The organism is Rhodococcus sp. RS1C4, from assembly GCF_002258225.1.
In the GTDB taxonomy this organism is placed as follows: Bacteria; Actinomycetota; Actinomycetes; order Mycobacteriales; family Mycobacteriaceae; genus Rhodococcoides; species Rhodococcoides fascians_E.
In genome coordinates, this window is record NZ_NOXZ01000028.1 from 25,794 (window position 1) to 47,611 (window position 21,818).

A 21,818-nucleotide genomic window follows, 5' to 3' on the forward strand; every position below is an offset into this window, starting at 1 on the left:
GCGGAGCCGCCGGGACCGCTAAGCGTCGGAGACCGCCGAGACCTCGACCGGCGTCTGATATCCGCGCAGCTCCACCGGCCCGGTCGACTGCCAGTGACGCGCTTCGTCCGCGCCTGCGTCGTCGACGAGTCGGCTGCTGACCAGCACTCTGCCCGGCGCGAGTTTGGCGAGATCGGACAACCTCGCTGCGCAGTTCACCGGCTCTCCGATGACGGTGTACTCGTATCGCTGCAGTGCTCCGATGTCCCCGGCGAACACATCACCTGCAGCAACGCCGATCCCGAAGTCCATAGGAGCGGCGCCGGCTGGGTTTCCGGCGGAGTGACCGGGGGTGGTGCGGGTGTCGAGGGATCCGAGTGCGAGGCGTAGGCGTCGGGCAGCTTTCAAGGCGGCGGCAGCCGGATTGTCGATGGGTTGGGGCGCGCCGAAGACGGCGAGTGCGGCGTCGCCTTCGAATTTGTTGATGAAGCCGAGGTTGTCGTCGACGGTGTCGACGACGATGGCGAGGAATTCGTTGAGTACTTCGGCGACGCGTTCGGGCGGATGGTCGACGGCGAAGGCCGTCGACCCGACGAGATCGATGAACAGGACAGCGGCGTACTGGACGTCGCCGCGGGGGAAGTCGGATTGTTCGAGTGCTCTCGAGGCGACCTGGGTGCCGACGTGTCGGCCGAAGAGGTCTCGTAGTCGTTCACGTTCGGTGAGTCCGCGCGACATGCTGTTGAACCCGCGTTGCAGGTTCCCGATCTCCGAGGAGTCGTAGACCGGGACGGCTACGTCGGTCCGTCCCTTCTCGATCTCCGTCATCCCTTGGCTTACTTCTCGCACCGGCTCGGACACCGATCGTGCGACGAGGATGGTTCCGCGGAGTCCGGTGCCGAGTGCGATTGCGGAGACGATGAGGATGGGCAGTTCGATCGGGGCGGGGATTGCGACGGGCTTTCCGGTCGAGTGCACGATGACGATCAGCGTGATCGCTGCCACCGGAATGGCCGTGCACACCAACCAGGTGAGGATCAGTCGTGCGAGCACGCTCAGTTCACGTCGCGCCGGGGTGCCCGTCGACGCCAGCACGGTGACGGGACGCAGTGACCTCTCGGTCAACAGGTATCCGGTTCCGGCGGTGGTGACCGCACCGAACACGGTGCCGATGACGATGAGTACCGTCACGTCGTGTTCCGCGTCGTGCGTCAACGCTGCCATGGAGAACCCGAATGCCAGCCACAGCGCGAGGTGCGACGCGGTGTGGTGCAGCGGAATCCGTGTCGCACGTTTCGATTGCTCGACCGTCGGGATGTCCTCGTGTGCGAACCACCGCAGGGTGGGCAGGATCAGCACGATGCCTGCGAGGGCTCCGACCGTGATGCCGAGCGGGACGATCCATCGGAATGCGCTGAATGCGGGGTCGGTCAGAATGCTGCCGACCGTCGCGGTCTCGGATCTCGCGAGCAACGCCACGACGAAGATCACCTGCACCGCAGCGGCGATGTTCAACGCGATCAGCGATGCCCCGTACTTGACGGCGACACGTCGGGCTTGCCGGGCGGTCACCGCAGTCCCCGAGGCTGCGACGGGGTGATTGCTGCGACGAGGGCGGTCATCGCGGACTGTGCGCTGTCGGTTTCCGTCGGCCCGAGCGCGGCGAGGGCCGCGATCAACGCGGCGATCTCCTCGAACGACAAATGCAGGGGAGCAGGCTTGTCGTGGCTGGGAAGTCGGCTGCCGCCGCCTGTTCCCGGTACCGACACGATCGGGACGCCGGATTCGACGAGACGGCGGCGGTCGCGTTCCACGGTTCTGGCGCTGACCTGTAGTTTCTCGGCCAGATCTTCCGTCGGTACGGGCAGTGGCGAGTCGGCCAGGATTTCGATGAGACGTTGCTGACGCACCACGCGTCGCAGCGTCAGGTGGTTGTCGCGTGAGTCGGAGCTCGTTTCGCGGGGCACAATCGGAGATTCTTTCCGATTACCGTCACCGGCGTGGCGGTAATCAACCGTAGGTTCTCCGTTCATGACCTCCACCAGCACCGAATCGATAGAGGACTTCTTCGACCGCTACACCGGTTACCTGTCCTCGGGCGACATCGACGCCCTCGCGGACATCTACCACTATCCAGCTCTCGCGGTGTCGCCTCGCGGCTGCCTCGCCGTCACCGATCCACAGCAGACGCGTGACTTCTTCAGCCAGGGGCAGCAGTTCTACCGATCCCGCGGAATCCAGGGCGTCCGAGCGAAGGACATCGTGACCGACATCGAGGGCAACGGGATCTGGGTGGGACATCTGCTGCTCGAGAACCTCGATTCCGGCGGCAACTCCGTCGGCGTGGAGCGCAACGCCTACCAGATCGTGCTCGACGCCGATGGAGCTCGCCGTATCGCGGTCATCACCCCTCTGGACGGTGTCTGACGCGTTCGACCTTGTCTGCGGTCCTTCACAGCATTTCTCGAGGTTGTTCCCAGCGGGGACGAACCCGGCCCGGTCACTCTGGTCCTCGACACTACCGACGGAGGACCTTTTCGTGACCACAACACTTCTGCCGCCGACACCAGCGGAACCGCAACCTCGGCATCGTAAGGCTGCGAGGTATGCGCCGAACCGCCACCACGTAGTGCTGGGCGTGCTCCTTGCGGCGACCGCCGTGCTGTACCTGTGGAACCTGACCGCCAGCGGATACGCCAACACCTTCTATGCCGCTGCGGCGCAGGCTGGTTCGAAGGACTGGACTGCGTGGTTCTTCGGTTCGCTCGACTCGGAGAACTTCATCACCGTCGACAAGCCGCCCGCATCGCTGTGGGTGATGGGATTGTCGGCTCGGATCTTCGGGTTCTCCAGCGCCAGCCTTCTGGTGCCGCAGGCATTGATGGGTGTGGGTGCGGTCGCCGTCGTCTACGCCGCAGTCAAGCGGGTCGCCGCGCCCACGGCAGGGCTCCTGGCGGGTGCGGTCTTGGCGTCGACGCCGGGGGCGGCGTTGATGTTCCAGTTCGACAATCCCGATGCACTGCTGGTGTTGCTGATGTCGATCGGCGGATACTTCGTCGTGCGCGCCCTGCAGACGTCTGTCGGTCGCCGAGCGGCGATGTGGCTCGCGTTCGCCGGCGTCGCGCTGGGTTTCGCGTTCCTGACCAAGATGCTCCAGGGTCTGCTGGTGCTCCCGGCCTTCGGGTTGACGTACCTGGTTGCAGGGCAGGCGCGTCTGGGTGCTCGGTTGCTGCATCTCGTCGGTGCGTTCGCCGCGCTCGTCGCCGGAGCCGGGTGGTGGGTTCTGACCGTTGCGCTCTGGCCCGCCGATGCGCGCCCGTACATCGGAGGTTCGACGGACAACACCGTCATGGATCTGGTGCTCGGCTACAACGGACTCGGCCGCATCTTCGGATCCGACGGCAATGCCGGTGGCGGAATGGGCGGCGGTGGAATGGGAGGGGCCGCGGGTTCCAGTTTCGGCGGCAGCACGGGACTGGACCGGCTGTTCGGTAGTGAGATGGGCATCCAGATCTCGTGGCTGATCCCCGCCGCGTTGGTGGCACTGGTGTTCGGGCTCATTGCTCGGGGACGCGCACCGCGCACCGATCTGCTGCGCGCTTCGCTCGTTCTGTGGGGCGGTTGGTTCCTGGTGACGGGTTCGATCTTCAGTTACATGTCCGGAACCATCCACCCGTACTACACGGTGGCCCTCGCGCCGGCTGTTGCAGGCATGGTCGGGACCGGCGGCTATGCATTGTGGATCGCACGCGAATCCGTGTGGGCGCGTCTCGGTCTGGCGTCGATGATGCTCGCGGCAGGCGGATGGGCCTGGGTTCTGCTGCACCGCAACGCTGACTGGCTGCCCGCTCTGAAGTGGATCCTGTTGCTCGGAACCGTCGTCGCTGCTGTCGCGATCCTCGGTGCGGGTCGGTTCCGTGTACTCGCCGTCATCGCTGCCCTCGTCGGCTCGATCGCAGGTCTCGGCGGCGGTGCGTCGTATGCCATCGCCACCTCGTCCACCGTCCACAGCGGATCCATCCCCACCGCGGGTCCCGTCGGTGCCGTCTCGGACTCCGGCATGGGCGGCGGTACCCCGGGTGGAGGTATGCCGGGTGGCGGTATGTCTGACGGCGCGGTTCCCTCGGGTGGGATCCCAGAGGGTGGTATGCCCGGTGCTGCCGCAACAACCGATGGTGACGGTGCAGGTGCCGCCGGCCAAGTCCCGGACAGTCCGGTGGCCGGAGACGAAGCAGGTGTCATGGCTGGTGGCCCCGGTATGGGTGGAGGTTCCGCTTCCAGTGATCAGGTGAACGCTCTGCTCGAGTCGGCCGACACCAAGTGGTCCGCTGCGGTGAACGGATCGCAGACAGCCGCGACCTACGAGTTGGCCACGGACACAGCGGTCATCGCTATCGGAGGGTGGAGCAGTGATCCCGCGCCGACTCTCGATCAGTTCATCTCCTACGTCTCGAATCACGAAGTCAAGTACTACATTTCCGGTGGCCGAGGCGGCGGAATGGGCGGCGGCATGCCCGGTGGTGGTAACTCGCAGTCCACATCGTCCGACATCGCGGAGTGGGTCGCAGCGAACTTCACCGCCACTACCGTCGATGGCGTCACCGTGTACGACATGAGCGGATACACAGGCTGACCGACAGTCCATGGACGCCGATTCGTCCGAGCCCCTGCACCGTTCAGAACGGTGCGGGGTCGTCGGTGTCATTTGTCGTTGGGGTGTGGGTGTTGTTTGCCGTGTTGTTGTTGGTGGTGATGATGGGTCTGCGTTTGCGGGGTATGTGGGGGATGAGTGATTGTGCGGCGAGGTCGGTTGTTCCGTAGGTGTTTCCGGGGAGGGTGACTGCGGTGGTACCGGAGTTCGATTGCCAGTGTTCGGCGGCTCCGGCGAGCATGGTGGGTGTCCAGGCGCCCATGGTCTTGAGGGAGTGGTGGTACCTGCAGAGGCAGTGGAGGTTGGTGAGGATGGTCCAGCCGCCGCGGGTGGGGTCGCGGTGGTCGAAGGCAATGACGTGGTCGATCTCGCAGCCGGCTGCGGGGACGTCGCATCCGGGGTGGCGGCAGGTGCGGTCGCGGTGTCGGACGAGGTCTGCGAGCGAGGCGCCGGGTCGGTAGGTCAGTGCGCCGGGTGGTGGGGTGGTGAGTCCGCCGTGGCCGTCGGGGTAGAGCGCGACGGCGAGTCCGGGGTTGGTTTCGATGGCGGTTTCGAGTGCATCGATGAGTTGATAGGTGCCGCTGTAGTTTTCGGTGGAACGTCCGGTCGCTGTGTTCGGAAGAGTGGGTGGGGTGGGGAGTGTGAGTCCGCTGCGACGTCGTCCGCGGCCGAGTGGGTTGAAACTGATGTGCGTCGGTCGCGGTTGTGCCGGGGCAGTGGTGATGCCTGTGTGGTCGGCGAGGTTGGTGGCGTCGGTGAGGATGACGTTGAAGTGGCTGTTGGCGGCCAGTTCTCGGGCGTATTCGGGGTCGATGATGCCGTGGCCTGCGAGGTAGGCGGGGAGGTCGTGGAGTCCGAGGAGTGTGTCGATGTCGATGGTGATACTGGTCAGTGGGGTACGGCGGTCGGGAAGTTGAGGGTTGGCGGTGCAGGATTTGTCGGCGTCGGGTGTGCAGGTGCAGGTGAGGTGGGTGTCGCGGTGGATGAGTGCGACGAATGCTGCGGCGAGGCGTTGGCTGCGAGTGCGTGGGTCGCGGGGGCAGAGGGTGGCGGCCGTTTCGGCGATCAGTTGCCAGCAATCGGCGGCTTGGGCTGCGGGGAGGTTGGCTTCCAGGGTGGCGATGACGCCTTTGTCTCGGTAGCGCAGTGAGGTGAGTTTGTCGGTGACGTCTTTGCGGTTGGTTGCGGCTTCGTCGGGTGCGGTTCGAGTGATGATGGCGTTTATTTCGGTGGCGAGGGGGCCGGGGGAGAGGCGTCGGGCTGCGGTGAGGGTTTCGGTTTCGATGCGGTGGGCGGCGTCTGCGCTGAGGCTGGCGGTGGTGCGGTAGATGGCGCGGATGCGTGCGAAGTCGATGTCGCCGTCGGCGAATGCGGCGGCGACGGCGGGAAGGCACAGACGTAGGTCCATGCCGACTTCGGCAAGGGTGTCGGCGACGGTTTTGGAGCAGCCGAGGGTGGCGGCGGTTTCCGAGGCGGCGTAGTTACCGGCATCGGTGATGAAGTCGCCGATCTGGACGGTCTGGTTCACGCAGGATTCCCAGATTTGGGCGGCGAGTGCGATTTTGCGGGCGCAGGCTCGGTTTTCCTCGCGTGCTGCGTCGGCGAGTTGGGTCAGTAGCACGGGATCGATGGTGGGTTGTGGTTGTGGTCCTGCGCATCGGGCGAATGTGCTGCGTGGTGCGGTGCGTGGCATATGGTGAACCCCCGGTCAATGGGAACGTATGTTCGAATATACCGCTCCGCTCGGGATCTGGCAACAGTCTTGCTGTTGCTGTGCAACAGCTTTCGATAGTGGTACCGCTACCACATGCCACCGACACGGTGGTGCTCAGCGCACCATCCGGATGGTGACGTAACCGTCGATCCCAAGGAGGTCCTGGGCTGAACCGTCGGGCTCGAAGCCGTTGCGTCGATAGAACTTCATGGCACGTCGGTTCGTTTGGGCGACCCAGAGTTCGGTCGGTTCGTCGGTCAGGACAGTGTCGAGCAACAGTTGCCCAACGCCGCCGCCGTGGAACGCTTCCAGAACGTAGAGTGCAAACAGTTTTCGTCGGCCGTCCTCGAGGCCGCAGTGTGCAATCCCGACGATGTCGGAATCCACCACTGCAACAGCAACATTCTGGCCTTGTTGGTTCGGGTCGAGTACTGTCCGCCAGTGCTGAGTTCGCCGTGTGATCGAACCCTCGTCGAGATAGGTGTCCGGAACCGATCCTCCGTAGGTAGTGCGCCAGGCCTCGGTATGCATCCGAGCGATCGCCTCGGCCTCGTCTCGACCCGGCCGTCGTACTACTGGAGTCATGGTGACACTGTAGATCGCGGTTCGATTGTCAACCAATGATTTCTCGCTGATTCCATCGATTCCGGCTCGGCGGACACGCCGGTAGCCTTCAGCAGTCATACGTTCGCGACTCGACGGGGGAATCACGTTGCCTGGGGTAGTTCGGTCGACGCGTCGTCGTCGAGAGATTCTGTCCGGGTACGCATTTCTTCTGCCCAGTCTGATCGGCATCTCGGTCTTCCTTGCGGTGCCCATCGTGACAGTCGTATGGCTGAGCTTTCAGAAGTGGGATCTCATAGGTCCGGCCGAGTTCATCGGATTGGACAACTTCCGAGCTGTGCTGACGGACGGCCGTTTTCTGCATTCACTGATCGTCACGACACTCTTCGTGGCCGCCGCGCTGCCTCTGCAGACCGTGTTGGGTCTCGGACTCGGCATGTTCCTCGAACGGCGCGTACCGGGATCGGCTGTGTTCCGGGTGGTGCTGTTGTTGCCGTGGGTGGCCGCACCTCTCGCGCTCGGCATTGTGTGGAAGTGGATTTTCGCCCCGACCGACGGATTGCTCAATGCAATTGTCGGACAACGTATCGAATGGCTCGCAACACCCTCGTTGGTTCTTCCGGCGATCGTGGTGGTCAGCGTATGGACCAACATCGGATACGTGTCGCTGTTCTTCGCAGCCGGCCTCCGTGCAATACCCAGTGACGTTGTCGATGCCAGCAGAATCGACGGCGCGGGGCGGTGGCATCGTTTCCGGTACATCAGCCTCCCGCTCCTGCGTCCGACGATGTTCTTCGTTCTGGTCACCGGTCTGATCAGTTCCTTTCAGGTATTCGACACCGCGTACGCGCTCGCTCCGAATGGTGGGCCGGAGCGCGCCGGTGACGTAGTGACCGGGCGAATCTATTACGAGGCCTTCCAATCGTTTCAGTTCGGGCGCGCAGCGGTGATGGCGCTCGTACTCTTCGTGATTCTCGTGGTCTTCACCCTCCTCCAGCAGCGGTACTTCAGGTCCCGCACCACCTACGAGGTCGCCTGAATGGTCGCCACTCTCGAGAAGACAGGCGTTGGTGCGGATCAGGAAATCCGTCCGCGCCGACGAACCCCGGTGCTGGACGTCATCACGTACACGGTGCTGGTGGTGTCGTCGCTGCTGGTTCTCGGGCCGTTTCTTCTCAGCACGATGACGTCTCTGAAATCGAGCAAACAGTTCGCAGCGGAACCCGCGACTTCCTTCCCATCGCCTCTCACCGCGGACTCCTACGTGGGGTTGATCCAGGGGAACTACGGATTCGGTAGATCGATCCTGGTCACGGCTGTCGTGAGCCTGGTGATCGTCGTCGGGCAGACTGTGTTCTCCGTGTTTGCTGCTTACGCCTTCGCACGCCTGGAGTTCCCAGGACGTGACTTCCTCTTCTGGGCCTACTTGTCGACGCTGATGGTTCCGGGCGTTGTGACAATGATTCCGCTGTACCTGCTGCTCAGTGAATCCGGCCTCCGAAATACGTTCTGGGCTCTGGTGCTTCCGTTCGTCCTCGGATCTCCCTACGCGATATTTCTTCTACGGCAGCACTTCCTGAGTCTCCCGACGGATCTGATCAGCGCGGCGCGACTGGATGGCGCCGGACACCTCAGGATTCTGTGGCATGTGGTGGTGCCACTGAGCAAGCCAGTTGTATCGACGCTGGCAGTCATCACCGCGGTGACGCATTGGAACAGCTTTCTGTGGCCGCTGATCATCACCAGTGGAGGTCGGTGGCAGGTCATCACCGTGGCGACGGCCAATCTGCAGACGCAGTTCAACGGTAACTGGACGCTCGTCATGGCGGCGACGACGATCGCGATCGTCCCTCTGCTCGCATTGTTCGTCGCGTTTCACAAGACCATCGTGTCCTCCTTGACCGTCAAGGGCTTCAACTGAAACAGATTCCTCGACACCGAAAGAGACGTCCATGAAAAGAAGCATCAGCACGCTGGCTACGGTCGGCCTCACCCTCGGCCTGGCTGCGTGCAGCGGCACAGGAGACGGCGGGGGCGACAACACGGTGACTTTTCGTATCTGGAGCGACGACGCGGTCGCTGCTGCGTACGAGCAGTCCTTCGCCGAGTTCACCGCACAGAACCCCGACATCACGGTTCAGCTCAATCAGGTTCCCTGGGCGAACTACTGGGACAAACTTCGTGCCGATCTCTCCGGAGGAGGCGGCGACGACATCTTCTGGGTCAACGCGCCCAACTACGCGAGCTACGCCGACAACGGCAATCTCGTGAACATTTCCGAGTCGTTACCCGACGCGGTGTCGGATTGGGAGCCTTCGGCCGTCGAAAAGTACACACGTGACGGATCCCTGTGGGGTGTTCCACAACTCATCGACGGTGGAAAGGTTTTGTACTACAACAAGAAGCTTGTTTCCGACGCAGAGGTCGACCTGGCCGATCTCACTTGGAATCCAAGTAACGAACAGGCAGACACGTTCCTGCAGGCGTTGAAGAAGCTCACAGTCGACTCAGCAGGGCGGACTGCTGACCAGCCCGGTTTCGACCCGGGTGCGGTCACGCAGTACGGCTTCAACGCTGCTTGGGATTTCGATGCGATCGTCGGAAACTTCATCGCGTCGAACGGTGGGCTCTATCAGGACGGCGGGAAATACGTATTCGCCGACGATCCAGCGTCCGTCGACGCAATCGAGTATGCCGTTGACCTCGTGAACGACGACCATGTTGCACCGTCGTCCGCGGACACGAACGACAATCTCGACTTCTCGCGAGATCAGTTCTTACAGGGCAAACTGGCAGTGTTCGAGTCCGGCGCATACAACCTCGCCAACATCTCCGAAGGCGCCGACTTCGAGTGGGGAATAACCCCGATCCCGGCGGGACCTTCCGGTCGGATCCCGGTGACCAACAGCATCATCGCTGCCGGCAACTCGGCGTCGGAGAACTCGGAGGCGACGCAGAAGGTTCTCGACTGGATCGGGAGCGAGGAAGGCAGTGAACCTCTCGGCGCCAACGGGGCTCTGATCCCGGCAGTGACCGGAGCTCAGCAGTCGTACTTCGATTTCTGGGCAAGCAAAGGCGTCGACGCCACGTTGTTCCCGGCGGGAGTGCAAGACGGGGTCTTGAAGAACGATCCGGTACCGGGGGCTCAGGCAGCATCGGCCGATCTCGATTCCGCGTTCAAGGAAATCTTCTCCGGGCGCGCGGGGGACATCCAGGAGGCGCTGAAAGTAGCTCAGGACAACGCAAACGAGCAGATATCCGGTTGAACGCCGAGCTCATCGATTCGCGTCGGGGCTCTGGCTGTTGGAAAGATGCAGGATCGATTGTGCAGCAGCTGCCTCGACGGTTTGAGCCAGCAATACGGCTATCGTCATCGGGCCCACTCCGCCTGGGACGGGGGTGATCCACCCTGCTCGCTCGGAGGCGCGATCGAATTCGACGTCGCCGACGTTGCCTGCGTTGTAGCCGGCGTCGACGACGACTGTGCCCGGTTCGATCCAGTCTCCGCGGATAAGTTCTGCGCGTCCGACGGCGGCGACGACGATGTCGGCTTCCGCGATTCGATCGGCAAGGTCCTCGGTATGGGAATGGCAGTACGTCACTGTCGCATTCTCGGCGAGGAGCAACATACCGACCGGCAAGCCGAGAATTGCGCTGCGTCCGACGACGACGGCGTGTTTTCCACGCACTTCGATTGCGTTGTCCTGCAGCAACCGGATGATCCCGCCGGGAGTACACGAACGAAAACCATTTCCATGCAATGCCATAGCTGAAAACGATGCGGAGGTGACACCGTCCACATCCTTTCCCGGCGCGATGGCGTCGAACGCTTGGCGTTCGTCGATGTGGGCGGGGACTGGATGCTGAAGGAGGATGCCGTGTACGTCGGTGTCGCTGTTCAACGAGTCGATAGCGTCGAGTAGTTCTTCGGTGGTGGTACTGGTGGGCAACTCGATTCGTCGGGATTCGATGCCCACGTCTGTTGCACGCCGCGCCTTCATTCGGACGTAGGTGTGGGACGCAGGATCATCGCCGACGAGGATGGTTGCCAGACATGGCGTGACGTCCGAAGCGAAGACGCTCGAACGTACTTCGTTCAGCAGAGCTTCGGCCGAGCGGCGGCCGTCCAGAATACGCGCAGTCAACATCTGCTCCTTCACACCGTTGTAGTGTGAAGCACCCAGGCGGACGACGCTTCAGGAAGATCAGCACTTCCCGGTGGTGAACCACCCTCGCCAGTCGTGCGTGGAACCTACTCTAACGCCCGAAGCCGGAGGGTGCATGAACGCGGACTGTCTGCTCTGCCTCGAGGTCGAAGGGAAGATCCCGCTGCCAGGTGGGGGGGGTACGAGACTCCGACGTCAGTGGCCTTTCATCTACCCGAGCAACCGAGCGGTGACGTGTTGCTCGGGCATCACCTGGTGGTGCCGAAGAGGCATGTCGACGATCATGGCGGACTCGACGAGAACGAGGCGGAGGACATCGGTCGGATCACTCGTGTCCTCTCCCGGGCACTGTCGGCCGCGGGGGCTCAACGCGTCTACGTTTTCTCGGTCGGTCATTCCTGGCCGCATCTGCATGTTCACCTCGTTCCTCGGTGGCCGAGCGTGCCCGAGGAAGTGCCGTGGCACGCGGTGAAGGACGAGCCCGGATCGCACCGAGTCGACTTCGCCACTGCTGCTTCGTTTGCCGAACGAATTCGCTTTGATTTGGGGTGATTTCAACCCTTGACGTAACACGCATCGATGGGTTGCATGGGCGGATGCCGAACGCACTGTCGCCGAGGTGTTGCGGGTCGATCTGACCCGCACCGACCATTCTTCACTCGACTCATGGAGCACACGCAGTGAAAACAATCATTCTTATCGGCATCGTGGGGCTTGCGGCCCAACTCGTCGACGGCGCACTCGGCATGGCGTACGGCGTCACGACGACGACGCTTCTGCTCGCCATCGGCACCAATCCCGCGGCCGCGTCGGCCACCGTGCATCTGGCGGAGATCGGCACCACGTTCATTTCCGGGCTGTCGCACTGGAAGTTCGGCAACGTCGACTGGAAGGTCGTTCGGCGGATCGCCCTACCCGGTGCGGTGGGTGCGTTCGTCGGAGCGACGGTTCTGTCCAACCTGTCCACCGAAGCCGCAGCTCCCGTCATGGCCTTGATCCTTCTGGGCCTCGGGTTGTACATCCTCATCAGGTTCACCGTCCAGGGGATTCCTCGGGGGAATCTCGGAAAGCCGCTGCGCAAGCGGTTCCTGGCGCCGCTCGGTTTGCTCGCGGGCTTCGTCGATGCCACCGGTGGAGGCGGGTGGGGCCCCGTGGGAACCCCGGCCATTCTCGCCAGCGGACGGCTCGAGCCTCGGAAGGTCATCGGCTCGATCGACACGAGTGAGTTCGTGATCGCGCTGGCGGCAAGCCTGGGCTTCCTGTTCAGCCTCGGCTCGCAGGGAATCAACATCAGCTGGGTCCTGGCGATCCTTGCCGGTGGCGTCGTGGCGGCTCCTCTCGCGGCCTGGTTGGTCCGTCACGTTCCGCCTCGGTTGCTGGGAGCCTCGGTGGGCGGCATCATCGTGCTCACCAACACGCGGAGCCTGTTCCGGAGTGGTTGGTTCGAGCTCAGCGGCGCAGTCCAGGCCACTGCGTACGTCACCATCGTCGTGGCCTGGGTGGGGTGCTTCGTGTTCTCACTGAAGGCGTACCTGCAGGACCGCGAGAACGAATCGGCGGACAAGATCTCGGAGGAGGCGAAGACCAATGCGGAGCAGGAAGTCGCTGTCTGAAATGGCCTCGATCGCCAGGTCAGCCCTGATCGGGTTCGGATCGACCATTTTCGCCGGCCTCACCACGTACGGCGAGTACCACCTCGGCGCGCACTGACACGCCGGAATTACGAACCTGCCCGATTCGAACCATTGACGAGGTTCTGTGCTGGTGGTGGACTTCGAGGATGCCATTCTTCGACGGGGCGCGGGGACCGATCTACTACCGGCACTGGGCCGCAGAAGTTCCGCGCGCGAACGTAGTGTTCCTCCACGGCTACGGGGAACATTCCGGTCTCTATCACCGGTTCGCGGATTCTCTGAGCGCCGACGGTATCGACGTGTGGGCGTTGGATCTGATCGGTCACGGGCTGTCGTCGGGGGACCGCGGGGACTTCGGGTCGTTGCGTGACCTGCAAGCGGACGCGGGCGCCCTCACCTCGCTGGCCAGGGTGGGCGTGCCCGACGTTCCTACCGTCGTGATCGGACACTCGCTCGGTTCGGTCGTCGCGACGCTGTCGGTGCTCGACGAGCCGGATCGCTACGTCGCCGCCGTGATCTCCGGTGCGACGCTGGCACCCATCCCGTGGTTGGACCCCGACAACGCTCGATTCGATCTCGATCCGAGTGAACTGTCGGCCGACCCGTTCTACCTCGACGCATTGATCAACGACCCGCTCGCATTCGTCAGTGCGGATTCGGGTCGACTGCTCGGTGCCGAGCTGCGGACGGCGTGGGACAGGTTCGACGCCGACCTGGCCGCACTGCGGGTGCCGACGCTCGCGGTGCACGGCGACGCCGACACGGTGTCGCCGATCGAGAACGTCCGGACCCGGGCGGGACGAGTTCGTGAACTCGAACTACGTGAGATCGCCGGCGCCAGGCACGACGTGCTGAACGAGACCGGGCATCGTCGAACCGCTGCCGTCGTCGCCGATTTCGTTCTCGAACGTGCCGATGCTGCATCACTTGTCGTCTACGAGGAGGAGCCGTCGTGGCGAGGCTGACGATCACCGACGCGCAACGGGCCGCCCTCGCCGATGCGGCCGCATTCCCGCTGCTCGACGCAATAGCCGGTCGACGGTCACGCCGTTTCCCTCTCGGTGGGAAGATCCCCGACGGTCCGCTGGCGTACGAGAGCACTCACCCGGTCATGCCGATCAGCGAGGTCGAGCGGGCTCTTCTGCTGTCGGTCGTCGGCGGAGTCACCGGGTGGCACTACGGCATCACCCGCCACGGTGGGTACGCGCCGAAGTTCCCCAACTACTCGGGGAGTGCTGTGGGAAGAACCTTTCCGTCGGCCGCCGGATTTCATACCAGTCAGCTGTTCTTCACCGACGACTCGGGAACGTACCTGCTCCCGACACGCGACACCCCACCGTCGCCCGGCGAGTTCGATATCGAGGAGTGGCTGAATCACACTGCGGATCAGTATGTTCGGCTCGGTGACACGCGACTGGAAATTCCGCGCGAAGAGCCCTACATGGAAGGTCACAACACCTGGATAGCCAACCATCCGGGAAGCTTGCTCGCGTTTCCCGTTGCCGACCTCTCCGAGCACCTGATCGCCAACCTGTCCTTCTTCGCCGCCAACGGCTACGTCGTCTTCGACGACGTGCACGACCGGCCGATTCCGGGAATCGACAAGTTCTCGGCTCTGGCTCACTTCGACGATCCGGTCCCTCTGTCGTTCGTCGAGCAATACACCCTGACGGAGGCAAGCGCGGAACTTGCGACGGCAACCCACAACGGCGTCTTGGTTCTGCAAGCACTCGGTCTCGGCGGGTGGATGTTCGACGGACTCGACCGACTGTCCGTGCTGGGTGGATCCGGTGATCCGCGCGCTCCAGGTCTGGGCTTCCGGTCCGACAACGACCCGAGCTGGCCGTTCCCCAATGCAACCGGCTTGGACGGGGTGTTCGAGACATTGACTCCGCCGCATGTGAACACCGTCGCCGACGGTGTCGCCAAGTACATCGGCCGCAAGTACGGGCCGGGTGGGCCGTTCCACCCGGACACACCCGGGGCATGGTCGGAGACGCCCAAGGTCCGTGCAGCCGCCCTGCCCGCGGACGCAGTGCAGGAACTCGTGACCGCGGAGGCGTCGTACATCTACGACGCCTTCGGCAAACTGCCGGGAACCGTGCCCACCGTCCATGTACTGATGTATCTGCAGGCCCAGAACATCGACCTGGACTTCTACGACACTCACTTCGCCCCGGGGGCGTACCTGCACACCCACGCCGAGCATGCCCGGCGCGGGTGGTGAGGACGCTTCATCTCACTCCAGTTTGAACCCGACCTTGATCGTCACCTGGAAGTGAGCGATCGATCCATTTTCGATGTGGCCGCGGGTTTCGAGCACCTCGAACCAGTCGAGATTGTTGAGGGTGGCGTTCGCGCGCGCGATCGCCTTTCGGATGGCGTCGTCGGTGCTCTCGGTGGAGGTTCCGACGATCTCGGTGACGCGGTAGATGTTGTCGCTCATGGGTTCTTTCGCTCCTCTGCGGTCTGGTGAACTTTCCGACTGCTGATACTTCTCCTGCAATGCCGATTTCGAAACCGAACGACGAAATCGTTTGCCGTAGGCGCTGGTCGAGGCAGCGCGGGGAAAAATCATCGTGATTCGAAGGGTGGTTTCTCGTCCGACGACGGACCACACTCGGGCATCGGCATGAAGTGAAATGCGAAGACCGGACGAGTTCCCCTCAGTTTTTCTGAACGAATCGTGAAGCGCGACTGCCGTTATTCGACACACCGACTGGAAGGAAGGACCGTGAACACCGTCCGAACCCTTTGTCGGCCCCTTTGTCGGCGATCTCGAGTTCTGTGAATCTGCACCGCCTTTCATTCGCACGTCGGCGCATCGAGCGCCGGTGCTGTCCCTTTTGTCCTTCTCGAGGAGTATCTCCGCAATGACGCTTCGGCGCTTGTCCTTGTCCGGAATTCTGATGGCCGTGGTGGCTGCGACGTCGGTTGCACTCGCGGGGTGTGCAGCATCGACCGTTGCAGATCCAGCCTCCGACGACAGTGCCGGTCCACCGGTGTCCGGTGGAACGTTGAAGTTCGCGGTGCTCGATGCACCGGCGAACCTCGATCCGCACTCGGGTGGCTCGTATCCCGAGTCGCTGATCACCAGCAACACCGCGGACAAGCTGACCTACCAGAACCCGGAGACCGGCGAAATCGAGCCGTGGTTGGCGACATCGTGGGAGATCAACGACGACTTGACGCAGTTCACCTTCCATCTCCGCAACGACGTCACGTTCAACGACGGTTCCGCATTCGACGCGACATCCGTTCAGGAGAACTTCGACATCCTGGGCAGAGGCAACGAAGCGCTGAACATTCCAGCGGTGACGGCGTATTGGGTGGGGTACGAGAGCACCGAGGTGATCGATCCGCACACGGCCAGGGTGACGTTCGACCGTCCGAGCGCAGGATTCCTGCAAGCGCTTTCGCATTACTTCTCCGGAATCGTCGGCCACTCCACGCTGCAACTGAACAAAGCCGATCGTGCTCTGCCTCAGAACATCGTGACCACCGGCCCATTCACGGTGACCGAGCACGTTTACCAGCAGAAGACGGTGCTGACCAAGCGGGAGGGATACAACTGGGCGCCGGCGAGCCGCGGACACAACGGTGACGCATACCTCGACTCCGTCGAGATCGACGTCATCCCGGAAGCCAGCGTTCGGACCGGAGCTCTCCAGTCGGGTGACGTCGACGCCATCCTCGACGTCAACTCGACGGACGAAACACCGCTCACTGCCGCCGGATACCGCATCGTGCCGCAGCTGATCCCCGGACGAGACATCGCCTTCGACTTCAAGATCGATCAGTTCCCGACCAACGAGCAAGCGGTACGCGAAGCGATCAAGCTCGGGTGGAGCCGCGACGCACTCGAGAAGACCGTACTGACCGACAGCTACACGGTGTCGAGTTCCGTGTTGTCCGAACGTGTTCCCGGCTGGAAGGACTTCAGTGCGGATCTCGCCGAGGACCAGGAGAAGGCCGAGCAGATCCTCGAGGACGCGGGCTGGAAGGAAGGCGCCGACGGTGTGCGGGAGAAGGACGGCAAGAAGCTGACCGTCAAGTTGCTGGGCATCAACAATCTGGTGATCAACAAGCCCGCCTACGAGCTCATCCAGCAGAATCTGAAAGACGTCGGCATCGACCTGGAACTGAACGTCCTTCCGATTCCGGACTACACGGCGGCGACCAAGCAGCAGAACACCTGGAACATCACGGCGGCCAACACTTCTCGCGGTGATGTCTCGGTACTCGAGCAGCTGTACTCGCCGCTCTACTCCAACGGTGCTCGGATCCAGAAGGACGACCCGATCTACCAGGAGTCCATCGACACCCTGGCCGCCGTCAGTGCCACCCTCGATCCGCAGCAGCGGGCCGACGCCGCCGCGACCGCGCAGGACTTCCTGCTGAACAAGTACGTGCTGAGCGTGCCGGTCTACAACCCGGCTCAGGTCACTGCCGTCAACCCCGACGTTCACGGGGTGAATTACGAGGCGCAGTCGCGCAACGTCTTCTACGACACCTGGCTGAGCGGACAGTGAGGCGGCGATGACCCGATACGTCTCGACCAAGCTCGCTCAATCGGTCTTCGTGATCTGGGCGGCGTACTCAGTCACGTTCGTGCTCCTGTGGGTGCTTCCTTACGACACGGTCGACGTCATGTTCGACCCCACCGACACGGCATCTATCTCGGTCGAACAACAGGATGCGGTACGTGAGTCGCTCGGCCTGAACGATTCTCTCCTCGTGCAGTACTTCGACCGCCTGTTCGCCGCAGCTCAGGGTGATTTCGGACAGTCCGTGCGCACCGGAGAGGAAGCGTGGTCGATGGTGCTGAGCGTCTTGCCACAGACTGTCGTCCTGTCGGCGGCTGCGCTGGCGATCGCCGTGGTGATCGCGTTCGCGGTTGCTCTCACGGCGTCGTACACCCGGCACCGTTGGCTGGCGAATGCAATTTCGGTACTACCGGCGGCTGGCGTGTCGGTGCCGGTGTTCCTGGTAGGCCTGGTGTTACTGCAGATCTTCTCGTTCCAGCTGCGGTGGTTCCCTCCGATGGGCAACTCCGGTGCGGCGTCGCTGATCCTGCCCGCCGTCACACTGGCCATCCCGGTGTCGGCGCCGATCGCGCAGCTGCTGCTCGAGAACATCACCCTCGGACTGAGAGCCCCCTACGTGACTGTCTCGGCGGCAAAAGGTGGCACGCGATTCTGGCTGCTCACCCGCGAGGTCCTCAAGAACGCGTCGCTGCCGGCCCTCACCATCGCGGGGGTAGTCGTCGGCAATCTGCTCGCGGGGGCGGTCATCGTCGAGACCATCTTCTCGCGGTCCGGACTGGGCAGGCTCGCGGAGAGCGCGGTGCGGACGCAGGACGTTCCGCTCGTCCAGGCGATCGTCGTGTTCGCAGCGCTCGTGTTCGTCGTCGTGAACTTCGTCGTCGACATCATCTACCCGCTGCTCGATCCGAGGTTGAAGGACCGAGCCGGTATCGCCCCGGCCTCCGGAAACAACGACTCGAAAGTCGACAAGTCGACAAGCGTATTGCCACAACAGGACCGACTGGAGGTATCGCAATGACCACGGTGGAGATCGTGTCCCTCCAGAAAGCCGACCCCAGCGGGGAGTCCGCACCAGCAGCAGCCGCGCCGCCACCGGAACCACGTGAGGACGTCCGGGGTGTCCCTCGTCGGCTCTGGCGGTATCTGTACCGGGCTCCCGGGTTGGCGTTGTCCTGGCTCGTCGTAGTCACCGTCGTCGCCTGGGCGTTCGTTCCCAGCGTCTTCACTTCCACGAGCCCGTACGACGGCGATGTCGACGCGAGCTTCGCGCCCCCGAGCTTGGAGCATCCTTTCGGTGCCGACCGATTGGGCCGTGACCTGTTCGCCCGCGTGGTACACGGCACCGCAACGACGCTGTCCGCGACGCTGCTCGCAGTGCTCGTCGGACTGATCGTCGGGTCGCTCATCGGACTGCTCAGCGGATTCGTCGGCGGCCGCATCGACGCAGCCGTCATGCGGTGTGTCGATGTCCTCCTGGCGATTCCCGGCCTGCTCCTCGCGATGACCGTGGTCACTGCACTCGGATACGGAACCCTCGAAGTTGCTTTCGCGGTGGGAATCACGGCGATCGCGGCGTTCGCCCGCGTCATGCGTTCCGAGGTACTCAAGGTCGCGCGCAGCGAATACGTCGAAGCCGCATACGGTTCCGGGGCCGGATTCGTGCGTGTCGTGTTTCGTCATGTGCTGCCGAACTCTCGGGCCGCTGTCTTCTCCCTCGCCGCGCTCGAATGCGGATCGGCCATCCTTGCTGTGGCCGCGCTCGGCTTTCTCGGGTACGGCGCGCCGCCGCCTCGACCGGAATGGGGACTCGCCGTCTCCGAAGGACGTGACTACCTGGCCACCTACCCGTGGATCGCCCTCTTCCCCGGCATCGTCATCGCGGCGGTGGTTCTGTCCACCAACCGCATCAGCAAGTCGTCGGGAGTATGAGCATGCCGCGCAACCGAGCAGAGCACACGGAAACCGTCAGCACACTGGAGTACGACCGCGCTGCACCGCTGTTGGAAATCGAGGATCTGCACGTCAGCTATGTCGGACGTCGAACCAAGCATGCGGTCCGCGGACTGGGCCTCACCGTTCGACGTGGCGAATTCCTCGCATTAGTCGGTGAATCCGGATCCGGGAAGAGTACGACGATCCACGCGGCGCTTCGGCTGTTGCCGCTGGGTGCGCGCATCGAGTCGGGGCGCGTGTCGTTCGGTGGCCTCGACACCACCGGATGGCGCGATCGAAAGCTCTCGCGGCTGCGGGGCCCGTTCGTCGGATTCGTACCGCAGGACCCGGGTACCTCCCTCAATCCGGTCAAGCGCGTCGGTGTGCAGGTGTCGGAGGCGATTCGCTTGCATCGCACAATCGAGACCACAGCGGCGAAGAACCTCGTACTCGACAAGCTTCGACTGGCCGGTCTGTCCGACGCCGAACGGGTGTACGGGCAGTACCCGCACGAACTGTCCGGCGGCATGAAGCAGCGAGTGCTCATAGCAGTCGCGCTCGCCAGTGACCCGGAACTACTCATCGCCGACGAACCCACGTCGGCCCTCGACGTCACTGTCCAGAAAGTGATCCTCGACCACCTGGCCCACCTACGCGACACCCTCGGCCTCGGGATCCTGCTCGTGACGCATGATCTCGGCGTGGCCGCGGATCGAGCCGACCGCGTCGTCGTCATGAAGGACGGAGTGATCGTCGAACTCGGTGCGACGAAATCGGTGTTGTCCGCACCTGCCGACCCGTACACACGGCGCCTGTTCGCCGCTGCTCCCGCCTTTCAGACGGGCAGGCTCTCGTCGTCACGCGCCGCAGTGCGGACAACCGATGGGACTTCCGAGATTCTCGAGATCGCTGGAGTGACGAAGACGTTCTCTGCGGGCCGGGGGGCACCCGCGTTCACCGCCGTCGCCGACGTGTCGCTTGGAGTGCGCCGCGGCACGACGCACGCGATCGTCGGTGAATCGGGGGCCGGAAAGTCGACGCTGGCACGTATCGCTGTCGGTCTCACCGCACCCGATCGCGGAACCGTCGAGTACCACGGGCGCAACGTCGACGGCGTACTCAGCGGACTGCGTCATCGCGCTCTCCGGCCGTACCGTCGAGAAATCCAGCTCGTGTACCAGAACCCGTTCTCCTCGCTGGACCCGAAGTTCACCGTCGAGCAGACGGTGACCGAGCCGCTGATCGCGTTCGGGACCGTGAAGAAACGCGTCGACCGTGTATCGCGTGCACTCGAACTGCTCGATGCGGTTGCTCTCGACGGGAGTTTCCTCGACCGGAGAGCGTCCGAACTGTCCGGGGGACAGCGGCAACGCGTCGCGATCGCGCGGGCGTTGGCAGCCGATCCACGCCTGCTCGTGCTCGACGAGGCAGTCTCGGCGCTCGACGTGTCCGTGCAAGCGCAGATTCTGCAGCTGCTCGTGGATCTGCGAGAGGAGTTCGGTCTCTCCTACCTCTTCATCACCCACGACCTGTCCGTCGTCCGGCTCGTCGCCGACGACGTCACCGTGATGCGAGCAGGTGCTGTCGTCGAGAGCGGGTCCGTCGACGACGTGTTCTCGAACCCGTCGTCGGAGTACACCGCTACCCTGCTCGACGCGGTGCCGGGCACCGCAGCGGCGGTCTGAGGTGTACGACGTCAAGAGACTGATTCTGCTGCGAGATCTCGCGGAGTACGCGACGATGTCCGCCGTCGCCGAGCTGCACGGCATCACCACCTCGGCTGTGTCGCAACAGCTTCGTACTCTCGAAGACGAAGTCGGTGCCGTCCTGACGCGGCGCGACGGTAGGAAGCTGCGGCTCACCGGTGCAGGCAGGGTACTGGTGGATCACACGGCACGTGTTCTCGCTGCACTGGAAGAAGCCGAGAGTGCGGTGGCGGCGACCGGCGACGTCATCACGGGTGTCCTGACCGTCGCATGCTTCCAGACCGCGATGGCGCAGCTCGCGCTGCCGGTGGCCGCGGGCCTGGAGAGCGCGCACCCGGGACTGCGCATCCGGTTGGTCGAGTCGATGCCGCTCGATTCCGTTCCCGCGGTGCGCAATCAAGAAGTGGATCTGGCGATCACGTACACCTACTCGTTCGGGGCCACCGACCTGCCCACGGGCATGACGACGGACTACCTGTTCGACGACCCACTCGTCGTGCTGGCGCCTACCGCGTGGCACGAGCGAATTTCGGAGATGGGTCTCGCGGCGCTCGCCGAAGCAGACTGGATCGCAGCAGCCGACGGTGCGCCGTCCGTGCAGTCGGTGGTGTTCAGCTGCCGGCAAGCAGGGTTCACTCCGCGAATCCAGCACCGCAGCAACAGTTTCGCGATGATGGCTGTAATGGTCGGGCACGGATTCGGTGTGACCATCGTGCCGCAGATGTCCGTGCCCGACGAACTCAGGCACCTCGTATCGCACCCCGGTGTCACTGAGCCGATCATCGACGGTGCCCGACGGCTCGGCGTGACGTACCGACAGGCCTCGATCGAAAGGCCGGCGGTCGCCGAGGCCGTACGCGCGTTCCATCGGCGCGTTCGCCCGGTCGAACTGGCGTCCTGACTCTGTCGAACGAACGGAAGGCCC

General features: G+C 63.5%; 20 protein-coding genes and 1 riboswitch. Of the genes, 14 read left to right on the forward strand and 6 right to left on the reverse strand.

What is annotated here, in order from left to right; genetic code table 11:
- Positions 1-18 precede the first annotated feature (18 nt).
- Positions 19-1,551 (reverse strand): adenylate/guanylate cyclase domain-containing protein, encoded by a 1,533-nt coding sequence (locus CH289_RS13550; protein ID WP_020112664.1) that lies wholly within the window; start codon positions 1,549-1,551, stop codon positions 19-21.
- On the reverse strand, positions 1,548-1,946 hold the full coding sequence (locus CH289_RS13555) for a helix-turn-helix transcriptional regulator (protein WP_230594049.1): 399 nt from the start codon (positions 1,944-1,946) through the stop codon (positions 1,548-1,550). Before CH289_RS13555 ends, CH289_RS13550 begins: the two co-directional genes overlap by 4 nt.
- Positions 1,947-2,010: 64 nt before the next feature.
- On the opposite strand from CH289_RS13555, the gene CH289_RS13560 reads away from it, so the two are divergent.
- Positions 2,011-2,406 (forward strand): hypothetical protein, encoded by a 396-nt coding sequence (locus CH289_RS13560; RefSeq protein ID WP_020112663.1) that lies wholly within the window; start codon positions 2,011-2,013, stop codon positions 2,404-2,406.
- Between the two features lie 112 nt (positions 2,407-2,518).
- Positions 2,519-4,612 (forward strand): ArnT family glycosyltransferase, encoded by a 2,094-nt coding sequence (locus CH289_RS13565; protein ID WP_442978573.1) that lies wholly within the window; start codon positions 2,519-2,521, stop codon positions 4,610-4,612.
- Positions 4,613-4,655: 43 nt separating this feature from the next.
- On the opposite strand, the gene CH289_RS13570 is transcribed toward CH289_RS13565, so the two are convergent.
- Positions 4,656-6,251, reverse strand: a complete 1,596-nt coding sequence (locus CH289_RS13570; protein ID WP_256977201.1) for an HNH endonuclease signature motif containing protein — start codon at positions 6,249-6,251, stop codon at positions 4,656-4,658.
- Between the two features lie 207 nt (positions 6,252-6,458).
- Positions 6,459-6,929: a GNAT family N-acetyltransferase gene (locus tag CH289_RS13575; protein WP_256977202.1), complete on the reverse strand. Its 471-nt coding sequence runs from the start codon at positions 6,927-6,929 to the stop codon at positions 6,459-6,461.
- Positions 6,930-7,056: 127 nt separating this feature from the next.
- On the opposite strand from CH289_RS13575, the gene CH289_RS13580 reads away from it, so the two are divergent.
- The 3 genes from CH289_RS13580 to CH289_RS13590 are packed head-to-tail and all read left to right on the forward strand — an operon-like array spanning position 7,057 to position 10,174.
- Entirely contained in the window at positions 7,057-7,947 is an 891-nt protein-coding gene (locus CH289_RS13580; protein ID WP_019663239.1) for a carbohydrate ABC transporter permease, read from the forward strand.
- Positions 7,948-8,829: a carbohydrate ABC transporter permease gene (locus CH289_RS13585; RefSeq protein ID WP_094728048.1), complete on the forward strand. Its 882-nt coding sequence runs from the start codon at positions 7,948-7,950 to the stop codon at positions 8,827-8,829. It abuts the gene before it with no gap.
- 31 nt (positions 8,830-8,860) lie between these two features.
- A complete protein-coding gene (locus CH289_RS13590) occupies positions 8,861-10,174 on the forward strand; it encodes an ABC transporter substrate-binding protein (RefSeq protein ID WP_094728049.1) in 1,314 nt (437 codons plus the stop codon).
- Positions 10,175-10,183: 9 nt separating this feature from the next.
- Here the strand turns inward: CH289_RS13590 and CH289_RS13595 are convergent, their stop codons facing one another.
- Positions 10,184-11,068 (reverse strand): bifunctional 5,10-methylenetetrahydrofolate dehydrogenase/5,10-methenyltetrahydrofolate cyclohydrolase, encoded by an 885-nt coding sequence (locus tag CH289_RS13595; protein ID WP_094728050.1) that lies wholly within the window; start codon positions 11,066-11,068, stop codon positions 10,184-10,186.
- A gap of 11 nt (positions 11,069-11,079) precedes the next feature.
- Positions 11,080-11,161, reverse strand: a riboswitch (ZMP/ZTP riboswitch).
- Between the two features lie 111 nt (positions 11,162-11,272).
- Between CH289_RS13595 and CH289_RS13600 the strand changes: the two genes are divergently transcribed.
- The 4 genes from CH289_RS13600 (at position 11,273) to CH289_RS13615 (ending at position 14,935) form a co-directional block, all read left to right on the forward strand.
- Positions 11,273-11,626 (forward strand): HIT family protein, encoded by a 354-nt coding sequence (locus CH289_RS13600; protein WP_256977203.1) that lies wholly within the window; start codon positions 11,273-11,275, stop codon positions 11,624-11,626.
- Between the two features lie 128 nt (positions 11,627-11,754).
- On the forward strand, positions 11,755-12,687 hold the full coding sequence (locus CH289_RS13605) for a sulfite exporter TauE/SafE family protein (protein WP_019663243.1): 933 nt from the start codon (positions 11,755-11,757) through the stop codon (positions 12,685-12,687).
- Positions 12,688-12,854: 167 nt separating this feature from the next.
- A complete protein-coding gene (locus CH289_RS13610) occupies positions 12,855-13,673 on the forward strand; it encodes an alpha/beta fold hydrolase (protein WP_094728051.1) in 819 nt (272 codons plus the stop codon).
- Positions 13,661-14,935, forward strand: coding sequence for a hypothetical protein (locus CH289_RS13615; protein ID WP_179276800.1), 1,275 nt, complete (start codon positions 13,661-13,663; stop codon positions 14,933-14,935). Before CH289_RS13610 ends, CH289_RS13615 begins: the two co-directional genes overlap by 13 nt.
- Before the next feature lie 12 nt (positions 14,936-14,947).
- Here CH289_RS13615 and CH289_RS13620 read toward each other — a convergent pair whose 3' ends face one another.
- Complete coding sequence (locus CH289_RS13620; RefSeq protein WP_094728085.1) at positions 14,948-15,154, reverse strand: dodecin; 207 nt, start codon at positions 15,152-15,154, stop codon at positions 14,948-14,950.
- A gap of 427 nt (positions 15,155-15,581) precedes the next feature.
- Between CH289_RS13620 and CH289_RS13625 the strand changes: the two genes are divergently transcribed.
- The 5 genes from CH289_RS13625 to CH289_RS13645 are packed head-to-tail and all read left to right on the forward strand — an operon-like array spanning position 15,582 to position 21,794.
- A complete protein-coding gene (locus tag CH289_RS13625; protein ID WP_094728052.1) occupies positions 15,582-17,240 on the forward strand; it encodes an ABC transporter substrate-binding protein in 1,659 nt (552 codons plus the stop codon).
- A gap of 7 nt (positions 17,241-17,247) precedes the next feature.
- A complete protein-coding gene (locus tag CH289_RS13630) occupies positions 17,248-18,273 on the forward strand; it encodes an ABC transporter permease (RefSeq protein ID WP_094728053.1) in 1,026 nt (341 codons plus the stop codon).
- Complete coding sequence (locus CH289_RS13635; RefSeq protein ID WP_094728054.1) at positions 18,270-19,184, forward strand: ABC transporter permease; 915 nt, start codon at positions 18,270-18,272, stop codon at positions 19,182-19,184. Before CH289_RS13630 ends, CH289_RS13635 begins: the two co-directional genes overlap by 4 nt.
- 2 nt (positions 19,185-19,186) lie before the next feature.
- Positions 19,187-20,872 (forward strand): dipeptide ABC transporter ATP-binding protein, encoded by a 1,686-nt coding sequence (locus CH289_RS13640; RefSeq protein ID WP_094728055.1) that lies wholly within the window; start codon positions 19,187-19,189, stop codon positions 20,870-20,872.
- 1 nt (position 20,873) lies between these two features.
- The gene (locus tag CH289_RS13645) at positions 20,874-21,794 is read left to right on the forward strand and encodes a LysR family transcriptional regulator (RefSeq protein ID WP_094728056.1); all 921 of its coding nucleotides are present in this window, start codon (positions 20,874-20,876) and stop codon (positions 21,792-21,794) included.
- Positions 21,795-21,818: the final 24 nt, after the last annotated feature.